The organism is Aeromonas sp. sif2416 (genome assembly GCF_019218665.1).
Lineage (GTDB): Bacteria > Pseudomonadota > Gammaproteobacteria > Enterobacterales > Aeromonadaceae > Aeromonas > Aeromonas encheleia.
The window spans coordinates 77,592-98,564 of the sequence record NZ_JAHUXC010000004.1; the positions used below are offsets into that span (position 1 = coordinate 77,592).

General features: G+C 62.0%; 15 protein-coding genes. 7 read left to right on the forward strand and 8 right to left on the reverse strand.

Features of this window, described 5'->3' with window-relative positions; translation table 11 throughout:
• Nucleotides 1–15: 15 nt before the first annotated feature.
• Nucleotides 16–1,410 (reverse strand): aminodeoxychorismate synthase component I, encoded by a 1,395-nt coding sequence (gene pabB, locus KW821_RS09550; RefSeq protein WP_218291269.1) that lies wholly within the window; start codon nt 1,408–1,410, stop codon nt 16–18.
• Nucleotides 1,411–1,606: 196 nt separating this feature from the next.
• Between pabB and KW821_RS09555 the strand changes: the two genes are divergently transcribed.
• The gene (locus tag KW821_RS09555) at nt 1,607–3,130 is read left to right on the forward strand and encodes a fumarate hydratase (protein ID WP_218291270.1); all 1,524 of its coding nucleotides are present in this window, start codon (nt 1,607–1,609) and stop codon (nt 3,128–3,130) included.
• A gap of 188 nt (nt 3,131–3,318) precedes the next feature.
• Here KW821_RS09555 and KW821_RS09560 read toward each other — a convergent pair whose 3' ends face one another.
• Nucleotides 3,319–3,807 carry a cell division inhibitor gene (locus tag KW821_RS09560; RefSeq protein WP_218291271.1) on the reverse strand — a complete coding sequence of 163 codons (489 nt, stop codon included), beginning with the start codon at nt 3,805–3,807 and terminating at the stop codon, nt 3,319–3,321.
• Between the two features lie 233 nt (nt 3,808–4,040).
• Between KW821_RS09560 and KW821_RS09565 the strand changes: the two genes are divergently transcribed.
• Both KW821_RS09565 and KW821_RS09570 read left to right on the forward strand, forming a co-directional pair.
• Nucleotides 4,041–4,238, forward strand: coding sequence for a DUF4250 domain-containing protein (locus KW821_RS09565; RefSeq protein WP_005323525.1), 198 nt, complete (start codon nt 4,041–4,043; stop codon nt 4,236–4,238).
• 396 nt (nt 4,239–4,634) lie between these two features.
• Nucleotides 4,635–7,109, forward strand: coding sequence for a glycogen/starch/alpha-glucan phosphorylase (locus KW821_RS09570; protein ID WP_218291272.1), 2,475 nt, complete (start codon nt 4,635–4,637; stop codon nt 7,107–7,109).
• A 319-nt stretch (nt 7,110–7,428) separates the two neighbouring features.
• Here KW821_RS09570 and KW821_RS09575 read toward each other — a convergent pair whose 3' ends face one another.
• Nucleotides 7,429–8,814: a DASS family sodium-coupled anion symporter gene (locus KW821_RS09575; RefSeq protein WP_218291273.1), complete on the reverse strand. Its 1,386-nt coding sequence runs from the start codon at nt 8,812–8,814 to the stop codon at nt 7,429–7,431.
• Nucleotides 8,815–8,968: 154 nt separating this feature from the next.
• Nucleotides 8,969–9,409: a thioredoxin TrxC gene (trxC, locus tag KW821_RS09580; RefSeq protein ID WP_218291274.1), complete on the reverse strand. Its 441-nt coding sequence runs from the start codon at nt 9,407–9,409 to the stop codon at nt 8,969–8,971.
• 150 nt (nt 9,410–9,559) lie between these two features.
• Here trxC and KW821_RS09585 point away from each other — a divergent pair, with 150 nt between their 5' ends.
• The 3 genes from KW821_RS09585 to KW821_RS09595 all read left to right on the forward strand — a co-directional run bounded on the left by KW821_RS09585 (nt 9,560) and on the right by KW821_RS09595 (nt 16,113).
• Nucleotides 9,560–12,358 carry a response regulator gene (locus KW821_RS09585; protein ID WP_218291275.1) on the forward strand — a complete coding sequence of 933 codons (2,799 nt, stop codon included), beginning with the start codon at nt 9,560–9,562 and terminating at the stop codon, nt 12,356–12,358.
• A gap of 157 nt (nt 12,359–12,515) precedes the next feature.
• Nucleotides 12,516–14,252, forward strand: a complete 1,737-nt coding sequence (locus KW821_RS09590; protein WP_218291276.1) for an ABC transporter transmembrane domain-containing protein — start codon at nt 12,516–12,518, stop codon at nt 14,250–14,252.
• 109 nt (nt 14,253–14,361) lie between these two features.
• On the forward strand, nt 14,362–16,113 hold the full coding sequence (locus KW821_RS09595) for an ABC transporter transmembrane domain-containing protein (protein ID WP_218291277.1): 1,752 nt from the start codon (nt 14,362–14,364) through the stop codon (nt 16,111–16,113).
• 64 nt (nt 16,114–16,177) lie between these two features.
• Here the strand turns inward: KW821_RS09595 and KW821_RS09600 are convergent, their stop codons facing one another.
• A complete protein-coding gene (locus KW821_RS09600) occupies nt 16,178–17,359 on the reverse strand; it encodes a hypothetical protein (RefSeq protein ID WP_218291278.1) in 1,182 nt (393 codons plus the stop codon).
• 477 nt (nt 17,360–17,836) lie between these two features.
• On the opposite strand from KW821_RS09600, the gene KW821_RS09605 reads away from it, so the two are divergent.
• Nucleotides 17,837–18,310, forward strand: coding sequence for a DUF4442 domain-containing protein (locus KW821_RS09605; RefSeq protein WP_042652285.1), 474 nt, complete (start codon nt 17,837–17,839; stop codon nt 18,308–18,310).
• A gap of 39 nt (nt 18,311–18,349) precedes the next feature.
• Here the strand turns inward: KW821_RS09605 and ybcJ are convergent, their stop codons facing one another.
• The 3 genes from ybcJ to KW821_RS09620 all read right to left on the reverse strand — a co-directional run bounded on the left by ybcJ (nt 18,350) and on the right by KW821_RS09620 (nt 20,953).
• The gene (ybcJ, locus tag KW821_RS09610; protein WP_042652284.1) at nt 18,350–18,583 is read right to left on the reverse strand and encodes a ribosome-associated protein YbcJ; all 234 of its coding nucleotides are present in this window, start codon (nt 18,581–18,583) and stop codon (nt 18,350–18,352) included.
• A 178-nt stretch (nt 18,584–18,761) separates the two neighbouring features.
• On the reverse strand, nt 18,762–19,172 hold the full coding sequence (locus tag KW821_RS09615) for a MaoC family dehydratase (RefSeq protein ID WP_218291279.1): 411 nt from the start codon (nt 19,170–19,172) through the stop codon (nt 18,762–18,764).
• Nucleotides 19,169–20,953: a class I poly(R)-hydroxyalkanoic acid synthase gene (locus KW821_RS09620; protein ID WP_218291280.1), complete on the reverse strand. Its 1,785-nt coding sequence runs from the start codon at nt 20,951–20,953 to the stop codon at nt 19,169–19,171. The genes KW821_RS09615 and KW821_RS09620 overlap by 4 nt, the downstream gene beginning before the upstream one ends.
• Nucleotides 20,954–20,973 lie beyond the last annotated feature (20 nt).

A 20,973-nucleotide genomic window follows, 5' to 3' on the forward strand; every position in this document is an offset into this window, starting at 1 on the left:
CGGTGCAAGGGGCCGTCACTGGCGCAGGGCAGCCAGCAGCGGCAAGATACGGGCGACCTTGTCGTAGGTCTCCTGATACTCGCTGTCTGCGTCCGAGTCGGCGATGATGCCACCCCCCGCCCAGCAATGGAGCCGTCCGGCCTCGGCGATCAGGGTACGGATGCAGATGCTGGTGTCCATCCGGCCGTGCTGGCTCAGGTAGCCGATGCTGCCGCAATAGGCATTGCGCCGCTGGGGCTCCAGCTCCTCGATGATCTCCATCGCCCGGATCTTGGGCGCCCCCGTGATGGAGCCGCCGGGGAAGCAGGCGCGCAGCAGATCCACCCCCTGCCAACGGGCATCCAGTTCGCCATGAATGGTGGAGACCAGGTGATGCACGGCGGGGAAGGACTCCACCGCAAACAGGTGCGGCACGCTGACGCTGCCGGGGCGGCTCACCCTGCCGATGTCGTTGCGCAGCAGATCCACGATCATCAGGTTCTCCGATCTGTCCTTGTCGGCGCTGGCCAGCTCGAGGGCACTGGCCTGATCTTGCTGCGGATCGGCAAGCCGTGGGCGGGTCCCCTTGATGGGCTTGGTCTCGATATGGCGGCCGTCGAGCAGCAGGAAGCGCTCCGGCGACAGGCTCAAGATGGCACTCTCTTCCAGCCGGATGAAGGCAGAGAAGGGGGCCCTGTTGGCCGCGCTGAGGCTGAGATAGGCGGACCACTCATCCCCTCGATAGGGGGCGCTGAAGCGCTGGGTGAGGTTGATCTGATAGCAATCCCCCGCCGCCAGATAGGCCTGGATGCGGGCAAATTTCTCACCGTATTCGGCCCGACTCATGTTGCTCTGCCAGGGCCCTTGCAACGAGAAGGCCTCTCGCGAGGCACAGGGGGGCGCCGTTTGCGCCAGCTGCGCCTCTAGCCATTGCAGCCGGCTGGCGAGCCCCGTTTCGTCCCCCCAATGCACCAGCTGCCAGGCGCCGTTCGCCACCTCCCGCAGCAGTGCCCAGTCGTAGATCCCCACCGCCATGTCCGGCACCCGGATGTCGGCGCGGGCCTGCGTTGGCAGACGCTCGAACCGCCGCCCCAGATCATAGCCAAAGAGCCCGAGGGCACCGCCGATAAAGGGCAGTGCACAGGCCTCCTGCGTCAGCTCCCCCAGCAAGGCGCGCTGGGTGCTGGCGAGCAGGCTGAGGGGATCGCCATCATGTTGCTCGACGGTGTTGCCACGGCGCAGACAGGTGCTGGCACCGCGGGTTTCCAGGGTGGCGAGGGGATCGGCGCTGAGGATGTCGAAGCGGTTGTCGGCGCCCTGGGCACCGGCTGACTCCAGCAAGATGGCCCAGGGTTGCGGTTGCAACTGGCCAAACAGCTCGTGGAGCGATCTTTGCGGGTCGAAATGGTGGATATGCAGTCTTGGTTTCATTTTTTGTTACACAGGCAACAGTTTGCACCCAGCTCCCTAGCCGGTATGGGAGCTCAAGCGTATCATAGCCGCCGGAATTTTTAGAAAAAACACGCCGTTGTCTCTCGGTCCCGCGGACGCTTTTCGCAGGCCGAGAGCCCGGCTCATATGGAAGCCCTTGCTCGCGTTTGCGAAGACAAGGACCAGTGAGGATGATATGAGCATCATTAGAAAACAGGACTTTATCGATTCCATTGCCGACGCCCTGCAGTACATCTCCTTCTACCACCCCCTCGACTTCGTCCAGGCCGCCAAGGCCGCCTATGACCGCGAGATCAACCCGGCCGCCAAGGATGCCCTGGCCCAGATCCTGATCAACTCCCGCATGTCAGCCGAAGGGCACCGTCCCCTGTGCCAGGACACCGGCATCGTCACCTGCTTCGTCAAGATCGGCATGCAGGTGCAGTGGGACAGTGACATGACGGTGCAGGAGATGGTGGATGAGGGGACGCGCCGCGCCTACACCAATCCGGACAACCCCCTGCGTGCCAGCGTGCTGGCCGATCCGGCCGGCAGCCGCAAGAACACCAAGGACAACGCCCCGGCCGTGGTGCACATCGACATGATCCAAGGCAACAAGGTAGAGGTGAGCATCGCGGCCAAGGGCGGCGGCTCCGAGAACAAATCCAAGATGGTGATGCTCAACCCCTCCGATGACGTGGTCGAGTGGGTGCTGAAGACGGTGCCGACCATGGGGGCCGGCTGGTGCCCGCCCGGCATGCTGGGTATCGGCATCGGCGGTACCGCCGAGAAGGCCGCGGTGCTTGCCAAGGAAGCCCTGATGGAGCACATCGACATTCAGGAGCTGATCGCCCGTGGTCCCGAGACCACCGAAGAGAAGCTGCGGGTCGAGCTCTACGACAAGGTCAACAAGCTGGGGATCGGTGCCCAGGGGCTGGGAGGCCTCACCACAGTGCTGGACGTGAAGGTCAAGTCTGCCCCGACCCACGCCGCCTCCAAGCCGGTGGTGATGATCCCCAACTGCGCCGCCACCCGCCACGTCCACTTCGAGCTGGATGGTTCTGGCCCGGCCGAGCTGACGCCGCCGAAGCTGAGCGATTGGCCGGAGATCACCCGCGAAGCGGGTGGCAATGTGCGCCGGGTCAACGTCGATGGCATCACCAAGGCCGAGCTCGCCAGCTGGAAGAGCGGCGATACCGTGCTGCTCTCCGGCAAGATCCTGACCGGTCGCGACGCGGCCCACAAACGCATCGCCGACATGCTCAAGAAGGGTGAGGGGCTGCCAGAAGGGGTCGACTTCACCAACCGCTTCATCTATTACGTGGGCCCGGTCGATGCGGTGCGTGACGAGGTGGTCGGCCCGGCAGGCCCCACCACCTCGACCCGAATGGACAAGTTCACCGACATGATGCTGGGCGAGACCGGCCTCATCGGAATGATCGGCAAGTCCGAGCGGGGCCCCAAGACGGTGCAGAGCATCAAGGAGCACCAGGCCGTCTACCTGATGGCCGTCGGTGGCGCCGCTTACCTGGTGGCGAAAGCTATCAAGAAGGCACGGGTCGTGGCCTTCGCCGATCTGGGCATGGAGGCCATCTACGAGTTCGAGGTGGAGGACATGCCGGTGACAGTGGCCGTCGACTCCCAGGGCAACAACATCCATGAAACCGGCCCGGCCTACTGGTCGGCCAGGATCGCCGAGCTGGATGTCAAGCTCTCCTGATCCGGCATGGCGAGGGTCGTCCGCTCGGTGATGACCCTGTGCGGGTGCACGCCTCGTGGCAAGCCCCGCTGTGATAAAAACCGATGTGACAAGAGGCGACCCCAGGGTCGCCTTTTTCGTGTCCGCAGGATGTGAGGAAGGGCGGGATAACCAGTTCCTAGACGTCGCCCATCGCGCTCTGTCGACTCTCAGTGATTGAGGTAGACATCCTGCCCGCCGTAGCAGAGGGGGCCGCTCTGGGCGGGCAGGGCTCCCTTGGGTTCGAAGAAGCGGGTCAGCACCCCGAAGCGTTGCCCCAGCTTGTTCAATCTGGCGCGATCCAGGGCGATCTGCTCGGGCAACCAGGTCAGCACGGCGGCGCAGTGGCCGTTGCCTAGGCTCTGCTCCAGCATGCGTTGCCAGTTCTTGATCTTGGCGCCGTGCACCACCAGCACCCGGGCGGGATCGATCCCCTGTGCCTGCAACTGCTCGGCGGCGGGTAAGCCCGGCGGGGCTATGAGCAGGATCCAGCCACCCTTGTCCTGACTCAGTCGCCCCAGTTCGTCGAGCAGCTGGGTTTCATGAGCATGGGTCGCCAGCCGGTGATCGTGCTCTCCCTTGCCCTGATGGCGGGTGGGCCAGGGGGTGATCAGGCCGACGGTAGAAACGAGGGGGCGGTGACTCAGGGGCTGGCTCATATGTTTGTCCTGTATGAATAACCATGCTGTATGCACATACAGTAGTTGTAACTCGTGCCAGTGACAAGTCATTTATGGTCAAAAATGTGAGCGGATTAACAACGCGATGAGCTAGTTGATTGAATAAAAAGGAAATTTACATTCAAACCGAATTGGGTGTTTTTTGCGCTATGGACAAAGCCAGGGCAGGCGCCCATGGTTATACAGTATGTATGGGAAGAGGAGAGACCAAGATGGATGTCAGCACCTTGCAACGGCTGGACGCCAATATTCTGCTCGGGATCATCAACGAGAAGCTGCGGCTGGAGTGCGATGGTCTGGAAGAGTTGTTGGCCTACTACGACATGACAGAGGATCAGTTGGCCACGCGCCTGCAGCAGATTGGCTATCACTATGATCCCATGAGCAATCAGTTCAAGGCTCATGGCTAATTCGGTCACGGAGGGTGTCCCAACCGGGGCACCTTCTCTTAATTGATGCATGGCCCCGTCGATTATTGAAACCGGTTTCAACGAGCGCCGTCCTTGGGGTTATTTTCACGTATTTTCAGCCACTGGCAATCATTGAAAACCTATTCATGGATGTATATTTTTCATTAATAAGCAACTTGATGATTTTTATCGTTATTTTTATTTCATTCAGGCAAGTTTAAGGAAAGGGTTTTCATGCTTGAACTGTCATTTTCATGCGTTAAAGTGTGACTCATGTTAACGTTTGAACCATCGGCTTTAGCTAGTATGCCCACGCCGGAACATATTCTGAGATAACAACAGCGCCGGTCCCGAATGGGATAACATTTTTTTATTTGTAACGAAGGAAAATGGTTTATGGCTACCAAGAAGAAGACAGACCAGGATCTCCAACTGGATAAAGATCAGCTCAAGGCGAGTATCGTGCGTCACCTGCGTTCTACCTTGGGGACAAGCGAACAGAAAGCCTCGCCAGAAGCGTGGTGGAAAGCGACCGCGGCCGCCGTCAACGAACAGGTGTACGAGCGCCTGACCCGCACTCAGCAGACTCACTTCAAGAAAGATACTCGTGCCATTCACTATCTCTCTGCTGAATTCCTGATGGGGCGCCTGACCTCCAACAACCTGCATAACCTCTCCCTGTACAAGGTCTGCGAAGAGGCTCTTGGCGAACTCGGTCTGGAACTGACCGACCTGTGTGAACAAGAGCCCGACATGGCGCTCGGCAACGGTGGCCTGGGTCGCCTGGCCGCCTGCTTCATCGACTCCCTGGCCACCCTGAACTACCCGGCGGTGGGCTATGGCATTCATTACGAACACGGCCTGTTCCGCCAGGAGATCCAGGATGGCCGCCAGATCGAGCGCCCGGACTCCTGGCGCGAATATGGCAACCCCTGGGAGATCTGCCGCCCGGAATCCGTGCAGGAGATCCCGCTGTACGGTTACGTCGAGACGGTGTTTGGTGACAACGGCGGTCTGAAGAAGGTGTGGCACGCCGGTCGCAAGATCAAAGGGGTGCCCTGGGATATCCCTGTGGTGGGTTTTGGCGGTCACACCGTCAACATCCTGCGGCTGTGGGAGTCCCGCGCCTCCGAGTTCTTCGATTGGGATGTGTTCAACGCCGGCGGCTATATCGACTCCCAGGCGGAGAAGGCCCAGGCCGAGACCATCTCCAAGGTGCTCTATCCGAATGACGAGACAGATGCGGGCAAGGAGCTGCGCCTGATCCAGCAGTACTTCTTCTGCGCTTGCTCCATCAAGGACATCATGCGCCGCTACAAGCGGGCTCATGGCAGCAACTTCGACAACTTTGCCGCCCAGATCGCCATTCAGCTCAACGACACCCACCCGACCGTGGCGATCCCCGAGCTGATGCGGGTGCTGGTGGACGAAGAAGACCTGAACTGGGATACCGCCTGGGGCATCTGCTACCGGGTCTTCTCCTATACCAACCACACCCTGCTGCCGGAGGCGCTGGAGAAGTGGAGCGTCAGCCTGTTCGAGAAGGTGCTGCCCCGTCATCTCGAGATCATCTACGAGATCAACGCCCGCTTCCTGGATGAGCTGGTCGAACCCAAGTGGCCGGGCAACGATGCCATCAAGGCCAAGCTCTCCATCATCGAAGAAGGGGACGTGCGCAAGGTGCGCATGGGTAACCTGTGCGTGATCGGCTCCTCCAAAGTCAACGGCGTGGCCGAGATCCACTCCAAGCTGGTGAAGGAGGATCTCTTCCCCGAGTATGCCGAGCTGTGGCCCCAGAAGATGTGCAACGTCACCAACGGCGTGACCCCCCGGCGCTGGCTGCTGGCCTGCAACCCCGAGTTGGCCGAACTTTATAACGAAGTGGTGGGTAAAGAGTGGCCGCTGCAGCTGGACAAGCTGCGTGCCGTCACCAAATTTGCCGACGATCAGGCATTCCAGCAGCAGTTCATGCGCATCAAGCGCCACAACAAGGAGAAGCTGGTCAAGGTCATCAAGGGCGAGACCGGCATCGATGTCAGCGCCGAGGCGATCTTTGACGTGCAGATCAAGCGCCTGCACGAGTACAAGCGCCAGCAGCTGAACCTCATCCACATCATGGCGCTTTACCGTCGCCTGCTGGCGAACCCCGACTATGACATGCACCCGCGGGTGTTCATCTTCGGCTCCAAGGCGGCGCCCGGTTACAAGCTGGCCAAGGACATCATCTACGCCATCAACAAGCTGGCCGAGCGGGTCAACAACGACGCCCGCATCCAGGGCAAGCTGAAGGTGGTGTTCATGCCGAACTACCGCGTCAGCCTGGCCGAGAAGCTGATCCCGGCCGCCGATGTCTCAGAGCAGATCTCCACCGCCGGTTACGAGGCATCCGGTACCGGCAACATGAAGATGGCACTGAACGGCGCCATCACCATAGGCACCCTGGACGGGGCCAACATCGAGATCGCGGAGGAGGCGGGGGTCGAGAACTGCGCCATCTTCGGCCTGAACGTGGACGAGGTGAAGGCGTTGAAGGCGCGCGGTTACAACCCGTACGACTTCTACTATGCCAACTCCGAGCTCAAGGCCGTGCTGGACTGGTTCGATACCGATTACTTCACGCCGGGTCGTCCGGGCGAGCTCTCCGCCATCAAGCGCTCCTTGCTGGAAGGGGGCGATCCCTACCTGACCCTGGCCGATTTTGCCGCCTACTCGGACGCGCACAAGCTGATCGATACCTGGTATCGGGATCCGGCGCTCTGGGCCAGGAAGGCGATCATCAACTCGGCCACCATGGGCAAGTTCAACTCCGACCGCTCCATCCAGGATTACGTGGACAAGATCTGGAGCCTGCAGAGCTGCAACGTGGGCTGATAAACGCCCGATATGAAAGAACCCCGCATCGCGGGGTTTTTTTGTGCCCGTTGCGCACCGAACGCAAACTAGTGTGCTCCCCGCCATGGCCGCTGGCGGCGGTTTTGAGTCGAAGGCGGCCAGCGGAGGCAGGGTCAGGGGCAGGAGAGGCCAGACCGATAACAGGTTGCGTTGACGCGACCGAGCGCACCAGCTCCACCCATGGCGGGTGAGGGCGAGCTTGAGTGGAAGGCGGTCTATGGGGCAGAGGGGCAGGAGATAGCAGAGATAAAAAAGGCCCCGTCAGGGGCCTTGTCGAGCGGGAGGGTATTTTCTCCTCTCAGTGCAGTATATCGCCGAAGAAATAGGCCAGCAGGGTCAGGATGACGGTGAACACCAGGTTCAGCACCAGACCGGCCCGCATCATCTCGCGCTGCTGGATGTGGCCGCTGGCGAAGACGATGGCATTCGGCGGCGTGGCCACCGGCAGCATGAAGGCACAGGAGGCGCCGACGGCGATCAGCACCGATACCACTATGGGGGAGACGCCCAGCGCCTCGGCCACACCGGCGAACAGCGGCACCAGCAGGGCGGCGGTGGCGGTGTTGGACACCAGCTCGGTCAGGAACACCACGAAGGCGGCAAGGCACAACAGGATGATGAAGATCGGCATGGTGGAGAGAGCGCCGGACAGGTGTTCCGCCAGGAAGGCATTGGCACCGGTCTGCTTGAGGATGGAGCTCAGGGTCAGGCCACCCCCGAACAACAGCAGCACACCCCAGTCGGTGTTCTGGTTGATATCGTCCCAGTTGGCGACCCGGCTGACGGCGATGGCCAGGATGGCGGCCATGGCGATCAGGGTATCAAACTGGGGAATACCGCCCAGCGCCGCGGCGATGGGCTGCGAACCAATCCACAACAGCACTGTTGCCAGGAAGATGAGCAGGGTCACCTTGCGCTGGCCGGTCCACTGGATGGTGACCTTCTCGGTGCTGACGCGATGGGAGAGGTTGGGGCGCGTCACCCAATAGAGCAGACCAATTCCCACCGGCATGAAGATCAGCACCACCGGGATGCCGAACTTCAGCCAGTCGGTGAAGCCGAGGCCCATCTGGGCGGCGGCGATGGCATTGGGGGGGCTGCCGACCAGGGTGCCAATCCCGCCTATGCTGGCGCTGTAGGCCACGCCCAGCAGGACGAAGACCAGGGTGCGGCGCTCCTTGTGGATATCGAGCCCCTTGAGCATGCCGAGGGCGAGCGGCATCATCATGGCTGCGGTGGCAGTGTTGCTGATCCACATGGAGAGCGCTGCCGTGATGGTGAAGAGCACGATGGCCCCCCAGCCGAGGTGGCCCTTGGCGAGCTGCATCACCTTGGCGGCGATCTGGGTGTCGAGGCCCTGTTTGGACAGGGCGGCGGCCAGTGCGAAGCCACCGAAGAAGAGGAACAGGACAGGGTTGGCGAAGTCGGTCAGCGACTTGCTCATGTCGAACACCCCGAGCAGGGTGGCGAGTACCGGGATGGTGAGGGCGGTGATGGTGATGTTCACCGCCTCGGTCAGCCAGAGAATGGCGATGAAGATCAGGATGCCGAGCCCCTTGTTGACCATGGGGTCAAAGGGGAGCCAGGCGAGCATGGCACAGAGCAGCAGGACGTCGAGAATGACGATCCCGGCCTTGATGTCCAGCCAGCGTGAGGGGGCGGAAGGGACTGCAGAGGTATGCATGTTGTTCTCTCGGTTAATTTATGGTTGTTGTTGTGTTGCCGAGGTTACATTTATCCCCCCGTTTGAAACAGGGGGAAGTCGTCAAACCATGTCGCGACTCACAGAGTCAAGTGAAAATGGATCTAATCGTAAACATAAATTAAACAATTATTTATCATTCATCCCTATTGGTCAGGGAGAGCAGCCACTCCCGCAACAGGCTGGGGGGCAGGGAGCCGCTGCGCTGGGCCAGGATCTCGCCTCGCTTGAAGACCATCAGGGTGGGAATGCTGCGAATGGCATAGCGGCTGGCGATGGCTGTCTCCTGTTCGGTGTCGACCTTCACGAAGCGGATACGCGGCTCGAGCTCCTTGGCAACTTGCTGAAAGACAGGGGAAAACTGCAGGCAGGGGCCGCACCAGCTGGCCCAGAAATCGACCACGACCGGGATGTCGGAGCCGATCAGGATGTCGAACTGCGCCGTGCGCCCCACCAGGGGGGTGACGCCGAACAGCGCGGCGCGGCAGCGACCGCAGTTAGCATTTGAATCCAATTTATCGCTGGGCAGGCGGTTGCGGGTAAAGCAGTGGCTACAATAGGTGGTGATAAGTGACATAATTGATTCCTCCATAAGGCCCGGCAACATCTTTATTGCATATATAGAACTGACTAACGGTAACATAGCCGTCAGTTATTTTTCACAGTTGGCTTTCTGCGGTGGCATCCATCACCGGGTGGCCGGCCATGACATGAGAATCGAGACGGGATGAAGAGTGTTGCACGCGTCAATCGCGTTGTCCTGAGCCTTATCATCATATCGCTGCTGGCGTTTTCGACCTATTGCTGGCAACTGCTCAGCCAGCAACAACGCGCCTCCGAGCTGAGTGTGGCCGCGGAGCTGGTCTTGAACCGCATCAATACCGACACCGTCTATCTGCTGGGCCGCGAGAAGGCCAGCGATGGCAGCGTGCAGCTGCGGCTCAGCCAGCTGTCCAGCAGCCTCGACAACTTCGTGAGCCGGGTGCGCGAGGATCCGGACTCGGCCGATGATCCCAAGTCCCAGGCGTTGCAGCGGGACATCGATGGCTACCTGCTCGATCTGGCCAAGCTCTATACCATGGAGATGACCATCGAATACCTGGAGCCCCGCTTCCAGAGCCAGCTCAAGTCGCTGACGGCGACCATGCCGCGGGAGACGGCGCTGCACAACGATCTCACCGATCTGGTCAGGCTCAGCCACTATCTCAGACGCAGCTGGGACATGAGTGATCAGCGCCAGCTGCAACAACTGCAGCAGCGCATCAAGGAGAGCTATGGGCAGCAGCCCCAGGTCATGGCGATCAATCAGCTCAGCCAGGAGCTCAATCGCCAGGTGATGGAGTATCACCGCCTGCGCAACCAGATCATCGAGATGAAAGAGTTGAACTCGCTGCCGCTGTGGAAGCAGAGCAAGCTGGATCTGGCCTCCTCCCTCAAGAGCCGGTTCTACCTGATGGTGCTGGGCGGCGCCCTGCTCAGCTTCTCGCTGGTGGCCGCCACCCTGTGGCGCCGCAACCAGAAGCTGAGCGAGCTGTCCCGTCATACCGGGCTGCTGGCCCAGGCCAAGAGCGACTTTCTGGCCAACATGAGCCACGAGATCCGCACCCCCATGAATGCGATCATCGGCTTCAGCGCCCTGGCGCTGCAGACGGATCTCAGTCAGCAGCAGCGGGACTATCTCAACAAGATCAAATCCTCGTCGGACACCCTGCTGCTGCTCATCAACGACATTCTGGACCTGACCAAGGTGGAGTCCGGCAAGCTGACCCTGGAGGAGATCGACTTCGACCTGAGCGAGCAGCTTGACTCGCTGGCGGCCATGTTCGCCGATCTGGCCGAGCGCAAGCAGATCGAGGTGATCATCAACAAGTCACCGGCGGTACCTGACTTCTTGCGCGGCGATCCGCTCCGGCTCGGCCAGGTGCTGGTCAACCTGGTCAACAACGCCATCAAGTTTACCGAGCGGGGGGAGGTGGAGGTGGCCATCACCCTGGTCAACCAACATCCGATGCGGGTGCGCTTCAGCGTGCGCGACACCGGCATCGGCATAGCGCCAGAGAAGCAGGCGCAGCTGTTCCAGCCGTTCACCCAGCTGGAGGCGGGCAACACCCGCAAATACGGCGGCTCCGGCCTCGGCCTCAACATCTCACAGCGGCTGGTGGGCTTGATGGGAGGCGAGATAGGCGTGCAGAGCAAACCCGGGGTGGGCTCGACCTTCCAGTTCGAGATCCCCCTGTCCCAGGCCGTCTATGGGGTCTCCGGGCGGCGGGTCTTCTTCGAGCAGCAGCCCCTGATCCTGATGATGGACGATAACGAGCTGGTGCTGGAGCTGGCCAAGGACATCCTGAGCCGGGCCGGCGCCACCGTGATGACGGTGAACAGCATCTCCCGCGCCCGCCAGGTGCTGCGGGAGGAGGGCCACCATATCCGGCTGGCGATCCTCGACTGGCGCATGGGTCAGGAGGATGGCCTGGATCTTGCCCTCGAGATGTACCAGCACAGCCAGTGGCGGCGGTTGCCGGTCCTGATGACCAGCGCCTGGGCCAGGGAGGGGCTGCACGGGCGTATGGAGAGCATGGGGCTGACCCACTTCCTGGCCAAGCCGATGACCGAGAATGCGCTGCTGGCCAAGGTGGATGAGCTGCTCAATGGCAGCTCCCATGATCGCAACGTGCGTCAGGCCGAGGCGCAGGGGGATCAGCAGCACTTTCGCGATCTGCTGCACGGCACCCGGGTACTGCTGGCGGAAGACAACAGGGTCAACCAGCAGCTCATCATGGAGTACCTGCGCCGGGTGGAGGCGGTGGTCACCGTGGTCGACAATGGCCGCGAGGCGGTGGAGCAGGTGGCGGAGCAGCCTTTCGATGTTATTTTGATGGACCTGCAGATGCCGGTACTCGATGGCCTGGACGCGACGCGCCAGATCCGCAAGATGGTGGACAAACACGATGTGCCCATCATAGCGCTGACCGCCAGCGCCATGCCGGGGGACAAGGAGCGCTGCCTCGGCGTCGGCATGAACGGCTATGTCACCAAGCCGGTCAGCAAGCTGGATCTCTACAACAACCTGCTGCAGTGGGTGAAGAACGCCAACGGCGAGCGACGGGCACCGCTCGAGGTGAAGCCGCCGGCTCTGATGGGAGTGCTGGATCTGGAGGATGCGCTGCGCCGGCTGGAGCAGGACAGGGAGGCGTTGCAGATCCTGTTCAAACTGTTCCTGTCCGAGCACAAGGACGATCTCTGGGAGATCCGCTCCGCCCTGCGCCGTCAGCAACCCGAGGTGGCTTGCCGCCTGCTGCACACCCTGAAGGGGGTGTCGGCCAACATCTCCGCCTCCCGCCTGCAACTGCTGGCCGGTGAGCTGGAATGGCGGTTGCGGCTGAAAGAGGAGCTGGGCGAGAGCGAGCTTATCCAGTTGCAGCAAGTCTTCAATCAGACCCGGGAGCAGGTGTCCCATTTCCTGCTGACCGGCGAGCAGCAGGAGTCCGCCGGCATACTGTTCGAGCCGCGGGATGAGCGGCTGTGACGCGGGGCGGATAGCCATCGTTCTCAAGCTGGCCGCTTTCAGGCTATGATGGCCCCATTTGCATCGCCCCCGCCTCGGGGGCGATTGTATTGAGCTTCTCTTATGACCAACTATGACCAACGGCGGCCCCCTGGGCGCCGCGAGAAAGGATGTTGATGTGAGCGTATTTCTACGGCTTGGCTGGTTTTTCAAGGAGCAGTGGCGGCGTTATCTGACCGCCATCGCCTTGCTGATGATGGTGGCGCTGCTGACCGTGATCCCGCCCAAGGTGGTGGGCTGGGTGGTGGACGGGGTCGCCAAGGGCGAGCTCGATCATGGCACCCTGATGGGCTATCTGGCGGGGCTGTTTGGCCTTGGCCTGCTCATCTACCTGCTGCGTTACGTGTGGCGGGTCATGCTGTTTGGCGCCTCCTATCGGCTCGCCTATGTGCTGCGCAACCGGCTGTTCCACCACTTCACCCGCATGAGCCCCGACTTTTACCAGCGTCACCGTACCGGCGATCTGATGGCCCACGCCACCAACGACATCCAGGCAGTGGAGATGACAGCCGGCGAGGGGGTGTTGACCCTGGTGGACTCCTTCATCGTCGGGATCCTGGTGCTCTCCATCATGTGCAGCCAGTACTCCTGGCAGCTGACCCTGCTCTCTCTGTTGCCGTTGCCGGTGATGGCGTTCTTCATGAACCGCTTCGGGACCCAGATCTACAAGGAGTTCAAGGCGGCGCAGGGGGCCTTCTCCAGGCTCAACAACAAGACCCAGGAGGCCCTCTCCGGGGTGCGGGTGCTCAAGTCCTATGCGGTCGAATCCCTCGAGGATCAGGGCTTTGCCGAACTGACCCGGCAGGCGGGGGAGTGCAACATGGCGGTGGCCCGCATCGATGCCAAGTTCGATCCCGTGATCTACCTCTGCATAGGTTGCTCCTATTTCCTGGCGGTGGCGGGCGGCAGCGCCCTGGTGCTGCAAGACAAGCTGACCCTGGGGGAGCTCACCAGCTTCACCATGTACCTGGGGCAGCTCATCTGGCCCATGTTCGCCATCGCCTGGCTGTTCAACATCATAGAGCGCGGCAGCGCCGCCTATTCCCGCATCGAGAGCCTGCTGGCCGAGCGCAGCGACATTCAGGATCCCGCGGCGCCGCAGCCCCTCACTGCCAGCTTCCCCCTCTGCATGAAGGGGGTGGATTACCGGTTGGAGCAACGCACCCTGCTGCAGGGGATAGATTTCAGCCTGCAGCAGGGCGGCATGCTCGGGGTGGTGGGGCGCACGGGGGCGGGCAAGAGCTCGCTGCTCAAGCTGCTGATGCGCCTGGCCAACCCCAGCGCCGGCCAGATCACCATGGGCGGCGTGCCCATCCAGCAACTGGCGCTGGCCGATCTGCGCAGCCAGTTCGCCTATGTGCCCCAGGAGCCGTTCCTGTTCTCCACCACCATAGCCGCCAACATCGCCCTCGGCCGGCCCGAGGCCAGCCAGGAGGAGATCGAGCGGGTGGCCCGCATCGCCTGCGTGCACGATGACATCAGCCGCTTCCCCATGGGCTATGCCACCGAGGTGGGCGAGAAGGGGGTGACCCTCTCCGGCGGCCAGAAACAGCGCCTCGCCATCGCCCGGGCCCTGCTGCTGCCGGCCCCTATCCTGGTGCTGGACGATGCGCTGTCGGCGGTGGATGCCCATACCGAGCAACAGATCCTGCAGGCGCTCAAGGCCCATAGACGCACCCTGATCCTGGTCAGCCACCGCATGACGGCGGTGGAGCAGGCGGACGAGATCCTGGTGCTGGAGCAGGGCCGCGTCAGTGAGCGGGGTCGTCACGGTGCCCTGATGGCCCACAACGGCTGGTACGCGGACATGGTGCGTTACCAACGGCTGGAGCAAGATGTGGAGGAGAGCCTGTGAGCGTGATGATGAGACGAGTGGTTCCCCTCATCCCCAACCCTTCTCCCACGAGGGGAGAAGGGAGCAAAGAGTGTCAATTCCTTGGGAACGCTGCGCTGGAGGCAAGTCTGTGAATCCAACCATTAAACGCCTGCTGGCCTATTGCGCTCGCTACCCCCGCTGGCTGATCCAGGCGGGCATCTGTCTGCTGCTGGCCACCGGCGCCGAGGTGGCGGGACCGCTGCTGATCAAGCTGTTCATCGATGACTACCTGGCACCGCGCCAGCTGGTGTGGCCGGCCATCGCGGCGCTCGGGGCGGGTTATCTCGGTCTGCAACTGCTGTCGGCCGCCGGTTTCTACCTGCAGTCCCTGCGTTTCAACCGTATCGCCCAGGCGGTGGTGCAGACCCTGCGCGAGCAGGTATTCGCCACCGCCATCCGGCTGCCGGCCCGCTATTTCGACAAGCATCGCTCGGGATCCCTCATCTCCCGCATCACCAACGACACCGAGGCGATCATGAACCTCTATGTGCAGGTGATAGGGCTCTTGGTGCAGAAGGTGGTGCTCTTGTGCGGCATCCTCATCTCCATGGCGCTGCTGGATCTGCGGCTGATGCTGGTGTGCGCGACCCTGTTGCCGACGGTGGGCGCCGTGATGTGGCTCTACCAGCGCCTGAGCGTGCCTGTGGTGCGGACGACCCGCAGCCTGCTGTCCGATATCAACAGCCGGCTCAACGAGTCGCTGCAGGGCATGCCGGTGATCCAGGCCATGGTGCAGGAGCGCCATTTTGCCAACGCCTTCGCCGACATCAACCAGCAGCACTGGTCGGCGCGGCTCAAGAGCCTCAAGATCAACGGCATACTGCTGCGTCCGCTCATCGATCTGTTCTACATGATGGTGCTCATCGGCCTGCTTACGCTCTTTGCCCAGGAAGGGCTGAGCGCCAATGGCGCCATCCAGGTGGGGGTGCTGTACGCCTTCATCAGCTATCTGGGACGGATGATAGAGCCGCTCATCGAGATGACCAACCAGCTCAACCAGCTGCAACAGGCCATGGTGGCGGGGGAGCGGGTGTTTGCCCTGCTCGACGAGACCCGCGAGAGCACCGGGGGGGAGAGCCCCGCATTGCAGGGGCGGGTCAGCTTCGATCGGGTGAGCTTCTCCTACGATGGTCAGCAACCCGTGCTGCGGGAGGTGAGCTTCAACGCCCGTCCCGGCCAGATGCTGGCGCTGGTGGGCCACACCGGCAGCGGCAAGTCCACCATCATCAGCCTGCTGATGGGCTTCTATCCGCTGGCGAGCGGGCAGATCCGCTTCGACGATCACCCCCTGGGGGAACTCTCCCTGGCGGCTGTGCGGCGCAGCATCGGCCTGGTGCAGCAGGATCCCTTCATCTTCGTCGGCACCCTGGCCGAGAACCTGCGCCTCGGCCGCGCCGGCATCGACGAGGCCAGGCTGTGGCAGGCACTGACCGAGGTGCAGCTGGCCGAGTTCGTGCAGAGCCTGCCCGACGGGCTGGGCACCCTGATGGAGGAGGGGGGCAAGAACCTCTCCGCCGGTCAGCGCCAGCTGCTCTCGTTTGCCCGGGCTCTGGTCGGGGATCCGCGCATCCTCATCCTGGATGAGGCGACCGCCAGCGTGGACTCCCAGACCGAGTTCGCGCTCTCCCAGGCGCTCTCGGCGGCCCGCCGTGGCCGCACCACCATCGCCATCGCCCACCGGCTCTCGACCATAGTCGATGCCGACGAGATCCTGCTGCTCTCCCGCGGTCAGGTGAACGAGCGCGGCACCCACGCCGAGCTGATGGCGCTGGGGGGCCACTACGCCCAGCTGTTCGAGATGCAGAGCCAGGGCGCCTGGCTGGAAGAGAAGCGGGCCTGAGCCCGCTCCCCATAAAAAAACAGCCGGCAGATGCCGGCTGTGTTGTCTCTGTTGTGTGGGAGGATCAGACCGTGGCCTTGCCCCGTGCGATCTGCTTGGGTTGCAGGGGCGGGAAGTCATCGTTGAAGAAGGTGTCCGCCTCGTCGATCTGCGCCTTGCGCTGCTTCTGGATGAAGTTGTCGAAGTCGCGCTTGATCTCCGGATCCTTCAACGCCTCGTAGTCGAACACGTTGGCGGCATAGAGATAGTTGAAGTAGATGTCGACAAATTCGGCGCTGGCACAGGCAGAGGTGAACTTGCTGTTCTGGCGGTCGAAGTTGATGCGGTACTGCTTGATCTTGGGCACATAGACCAGCTCGCTGCCCACCTTGAACACCTCGACCGTGATGCCCACCGTGATGGTCTTGTAGAAGTCCTTGTTGTTCTCCACCCCGAAGCGGATGGCATCCCCCTGCTTTTGCAGGAACTTGTTGAAGCTGGCCAGCGCCGTGGTGCCCTGGCTCACCACCACGTCCATGATGAAGTTGATGAAGTCGGTGGCGATGCTGAGCCCCTTGATGTGGCGGCTGTAGCTCTGCTGATCGATCTTGCTCGGCCCCATCAGGGGGATCTTGGCGAGGGCCCTGGCCCAGAGATCCGCATCCGTCTTGTACTGCTCGCCATAGGCTTCGGCGTAGCGGTTGATATAGGCGGTGACCACGGAGGTGATGGCGATGAGATAGGCCTTCTGCTCGGCCAGCCTGGCCATCACGGCGGGATCATCGAGCAGCTCGTTGGCCACGATGAACTCCACCAGGCCATCCTTGTCGGCATAGGGATCGTTTGCCACATTCCTGGCGGTGGTGGGCAGGTTGACGTCGTTGAAGAAGGCCTCGGCCTCGGCGAACTGATCCCGGTTGTTCAGACGGCTGGCGGGGGCTTCGCGCACCAGGTGGCAGAGCACTATCTCGGCCTCGTAATCGGACTCGCGCCACAGCGGGGCCTGTGTCTGGTTGCTGAAGGTCTTCTTGTAGGCGAGATTGAAATCGATCAGCACCGAGCTGCAACCGCAATCCATGGCGAAGTCGACGGCGTAGCTGAGCTGGCCTGAGGGCAGCGGCTTGCTCATCTTGCCCTTGACCGCCAGGTTGGCGTAGCACTTGAGGTACTCCCGGCCAAACAGCTCATAAGCGCGGTTGTTGTTGAAATTGAGCTGGAAGGTGCCGGCGCTCTCGCCGCCGTTGAACAACTGTTGATTGTTACCCATCTCTTTATCCTTGTGCTCAGTTGTGTGAAAAGGTGGCCCGTTGCCGTACGGCCATTCGCGGGCCAGAACAACCTAGTGAGGGATGAGACGGATAGTTACTGTGACTTATGTCAGTGGCGACCTGAGGAGCGCCGACTAGCGCCGGCGAGGGCAGGATTAGTCCTTAGCTTTCATTCGGCTAGGGTTGTCATCTGGCTGACACAGTGGCGCCAAGCTTTAAAAATAAGGGAAGAGAGGGGCTGACCATGCTCGCCATCGGGGTCATGGCGCCCCGTTTTACGATTTTCCACATAGATGAGATCCCTCCTTCATCTGGGAAAAAGTACCTTGGCGAGAGACGGCCAGGGCGGGGTAACGGGCGCCCCTCTGGCTCGAAAACCACCTGACGGGAGGCGCAGGGTGTGAAAAGGGTGCTTGCCTATGGGGTGTGATGCTGGCAACATTTCCGTCACGCTCACTCATCGGATCAGTTTGCATATGGACTTGCAACGCTTCAAAGCCAATCTGGCGCTGCGCCTGTTTGCCTGGCGCTATATTCCTGTCATCGGATTCTGTTCCCCCGTCATCGAGAGCATGGATGCCAAGGCGCTGCGCATTCGCATCCCGCTCGGCTGGCGCACCCGCAACCACCTCGGCAGCATGTATTTCGGCGCGCTGGCGACCGGCGCCGATCTGGTGGGGGGCCTGCTGGTGATGGAGAAGGGACGGACGAGGCGCAAGAAGGTGCACTTCGCCTTCAAGGATGTACAGGGGGAGTTTCTGAAGCGACCCGAGGCGGATGTGCAGTTTGACTGCGCCGCGGGGGAGGCGATCGATGCCATGATCGACGAATCGCTGGCGACGGGGCAGCGCATCAACCGCCCCATCCAGGTGGTGGCCACCTGTCCGTCGCTCAACGGGGATGAGGCGATGGCGCGCTTCGTGCTGACCCTGTCGATCAAGGCCAGCTGAATGCTAACGGGCGCGTCGGCGCCCTTATTCAAGCCGGGCTCAGAGGATCTCCGGGCTCACCCCTTCCTTCACCACGACCTTCATGCCGTTGAAGTTGACCACCTGCTCGGCGACGATTTTGCAGCGCTTGCGGGTCTCGATCTGACCATCCACTTCCACCAGTCCCTCGGCGACCAGTGCCTTGGCCGCGCCGCCGCAATCGGCCCAACCCTGATGCTTGATCAGGTCACACAAGGCAACGAAGGGGTGGCCTTCGAGCAGAAACGTCTCCATGGAAAATCCTCTTGCTTAAATGAATGCCTGACGTGGCAGGGCGGCCATTTTAGGCAGTTAGGGCCGGCAGGGAAAGGGTTAGGTCCGGATTGGGCAGAAAAAGGGAACATTCGGCGCAAGGCAAATAATTCAGCCCGGCGAGGGCCGGGCTGAATTATTACGCGATGTCGAGCCTATCTCAGCCGAACTTCACCACGGCTTCTCCCGTCACGGCGAGGGCGCCGCTCTGGGTGAAGATGCGGGTGGCCAGGGTGACTATGGGTTTGTCATCGCGAATGGCGATCACTTCGACCTCCGCCAGCACCTCCTCCCCGACAAATACCGGCTGCTTGAAGGAGAGGGTCTGCCCCAGGTAGACGCTCCCTTTCCCCGGCAACTGCTGGCCCAACAGCCCGGAGAACAGGCTGACCAACAACATGCCGTGCACTATGGGGCGCTCGAACGGGGTGCTGGCGGCAAACACCGGGTCCAGGTGCAGCGGATTGAAATCCTCCGACAAGCCGGCGAAGGCGCCGACCTCTGCCGGCCCGAACGGCTTGCTCAGGCTGGCCTTCTGGCCGACGAACAGGGGGGTTGTTGCTGCACTCATGTTGTTACCTCTTCTGCTGCCTTGGTAAAGATGGGGTTGAGGCGCTCCTTGACGTAGCTGCCGGGGGCCGCCGCCAGGCCTTCGCCGGGCTCGCGTGCCGGGATGGGCTCCGACGCCTCGTCCCGTGCCTTGATGAAGGTGGTCATCTCGGGCCACCAGGAGCCGCCCTGGTGGGTCGCACCAGCGTGCCAGGCCTCCGGACTCTCGCAGGGGGCATCGTTTTGCCAGAAGCCGTACTTGTTGGCGGCCGGTGGGTTGATGATGCCGGCGATGTGGCCCGACTCGGCCAGGATGAAGCGCTGCTCGCCACCGAACAGCTTCATGCCCTGCCAGGTGCCTTGCCAGAGCGCAATGTGGTCGTCGATGGCCGACACCAGCAGCACCGGCGTCTTCACCTTGGAGAGATCGATCCGGGTCTGGCGGATCTTGAGTTCCCCCTTCACCAGCTGGTTCTCGAGGTAGAGACGGCGCAGCAGGCTGTTGTGGGTCTTGCCCGCCACGTTGGTGCTGTCGCCGTTCCAGTGCAGCAGATCGAAGGCCACCGGGCTCTTGCCCTTGAGGTAGCTGTCGATGTAGTAGTTCCAGTAGAGGTTGTTCTCGCGCAGCAGGCTGAACGAGACCGCCAGTTGCCGGCCATCCATGATGCCCTTGGCCTCATTTTGGGCCTCCAGCGCCGCTATGATGGGCTCGTGGATGAAGATGCCGAGCTCGCCCGGCTGGGAGAAGTCCAGCAGGGTGGTGAACAGGGTGGCGGTGCGCACCCGTTGCTTCTGACGGCGCGCCGCCAGCCAGCCCATGGCCAGGGACAGGGCGGTGCCACCGATGCAGTAGCCGATGCCGTGCACCTCCCGCTCACCGGTCGCCGCCTCTATGCCATCCAGGGCGGCCAGCACACCGTCGACCACATAGTCGTCGAGATCGATGTTGGCCTGGGCCGGCCCCGGGTTGCGCCAGGAGATCATGAACACCGTCTGTCCCTGGGCGACCAGCCAGGCGACCAGCGAGTTCTGGGGACGCATGTCCATGATGTAGTACTTGTTGATGAAGGGGGGCACGATCAGCACCGGGGTCTTGGCCACGGTCTCTGTGCTCGGGCTGTACTGGATCAGCTCGTAGAGCTCGGTGCGCTGCACCACCCTGCCCGGCGTCAGGGCCAGATCCCGCCCTAGCTCGAAGGCCGCCTCATCGGTCAGCCGGATGTTGAGCTGATCGGCGCTGCGCTCCAGATCCTCGGCCAAGAGCGCCAGCCCGCGCACCAGGTTCTGACCGTCGGACTCCAGGGTCAGCTTGAGCAGCTCAGGGTTGGTCGCCAGGAAGTTGCTGGGGGCCATGGCATTGAGGTATTGGCGGGTGAAGAAACGCAGCCGCTCCCGGCTCTTCTGGGGCACGCCTTCCAGCGCGTCGACCGACGCCAGCAGGTGCTTGGCCGTCAGCAGATAAGATTGTTTGAGATAGTCGTAGATGGGCTGCTCGCTCCAGGCCTCGGCCTTGAAGCGGCGATCCCCTTGTTCCGGCTGGATCACCGGTTCGCTCTCCTGACCCGCGCTCTTGAGCAGGGTGTGCTGCACCAGTTTGAGCTGATCCTGCCACCAGTTCATCTGGGCATGGATCAGCTGTCCGGGCTGCTGGCTGGTCTGCTCAAGCACCTTGCCCAGATCGTCCAGATTGGTCTGCAGCAGGGCCTGGGCCGTGCGCTCGGTCTGGGCCTTGGCCATGGTCAGCAGCTTGTCGTTATAGTGGGACAGGGCCTCGAACAGCGGGCCGTACGATGATTGGCTCATGTTCTCTCCTTCACCCACGC

Coding starts and splice junctions, on each gene's coding strand:
- trxC (WP_218291274.1), bottom strand. CDS start 9,409: ATGTCACTTATCACCACCTATTGTAGCCACTGCTTTACCCGCAACCGC.
- KW821_RS09615 (WP_218291279.1), bottom strand. CDS start 19,172: ATGAGTGCAGCAACAACCCCCCTGTTCGTCGGCCAGAAGGCCAGCCTG.
- pabB (WP_218291269.1), bottom strand. CDS start 1,410: ATGAAACCAAGACTGCATATCCACCATTTCGACCCGCAAAGATCGCTC.
- ybcJ (WP_042652284.1), bottom strand. CDS start 18,583: ATGGAGACGTTTCTGCTCGAAGGCCACCCCTTCGTTGCCTTGTGTGAC.
- KW821_RS09620 (WP_218291280.1), bottom strand. CDS start 20,953: ATGAGCCAATCATCGTACGGCCCGCTGTTCGAGGCCCTGTCCCACTAT.
- KW821_RS09555 (WP_218291270.1), top strand. CDS start 1,607: ATGAGCATCATTAGAAAACAGGACTTTATCGATTCCATTGCCGACGCC.
- KW821_RS09585 (WP_218291275.1), top strand. CDS start 9,560: ATGAAGAGTGTTGCACGCGTCAATCGCGTTGTCCTGAGCCTTATCATC.
- KW821_RS09575 (WP_218291273.1), bottom strand. CDS start 8,814: ATGCATACCTCTGCAGTCCCTTCCGCCCCCTCACGCTGGCTGGACATC.
- KW821_RS09600 (WP_218291278.1), bottom strand. CDS start 17,359: ATGGGTAACAATCAACAGTTGTTCAACGGCGGCGAGAGCGCCGGCACC.
- KW821_RS09570 (WP_218291272.1), top strand. CDS start 4,635: ATGGCTACCAAGAAGAAGACAGACCAGGATCTCCAACTGGATAAAGAT.
- KW821_RS09565 (WP_005323525.1), top strand. CDS start 4,041: ATGGATGTCAGCACCTTGCAACGGCTGGACGCCAATATTCTGCTCGGG.
- KW821_RS09605 (WP_042652285.1), top strand. CDS start 17,837: ATGGACTTGCAACGCTTCAAAGCCAATCTGGCGCTGCGCCTGTTTGCC.
- KW821_RS09560 (WP_218291271.1), bottom strand. CDS start 3,807: ATGAGCCAGCCCCTGAGTCACCGCCCCCTCGTTTCTACCGTCGGCCTG.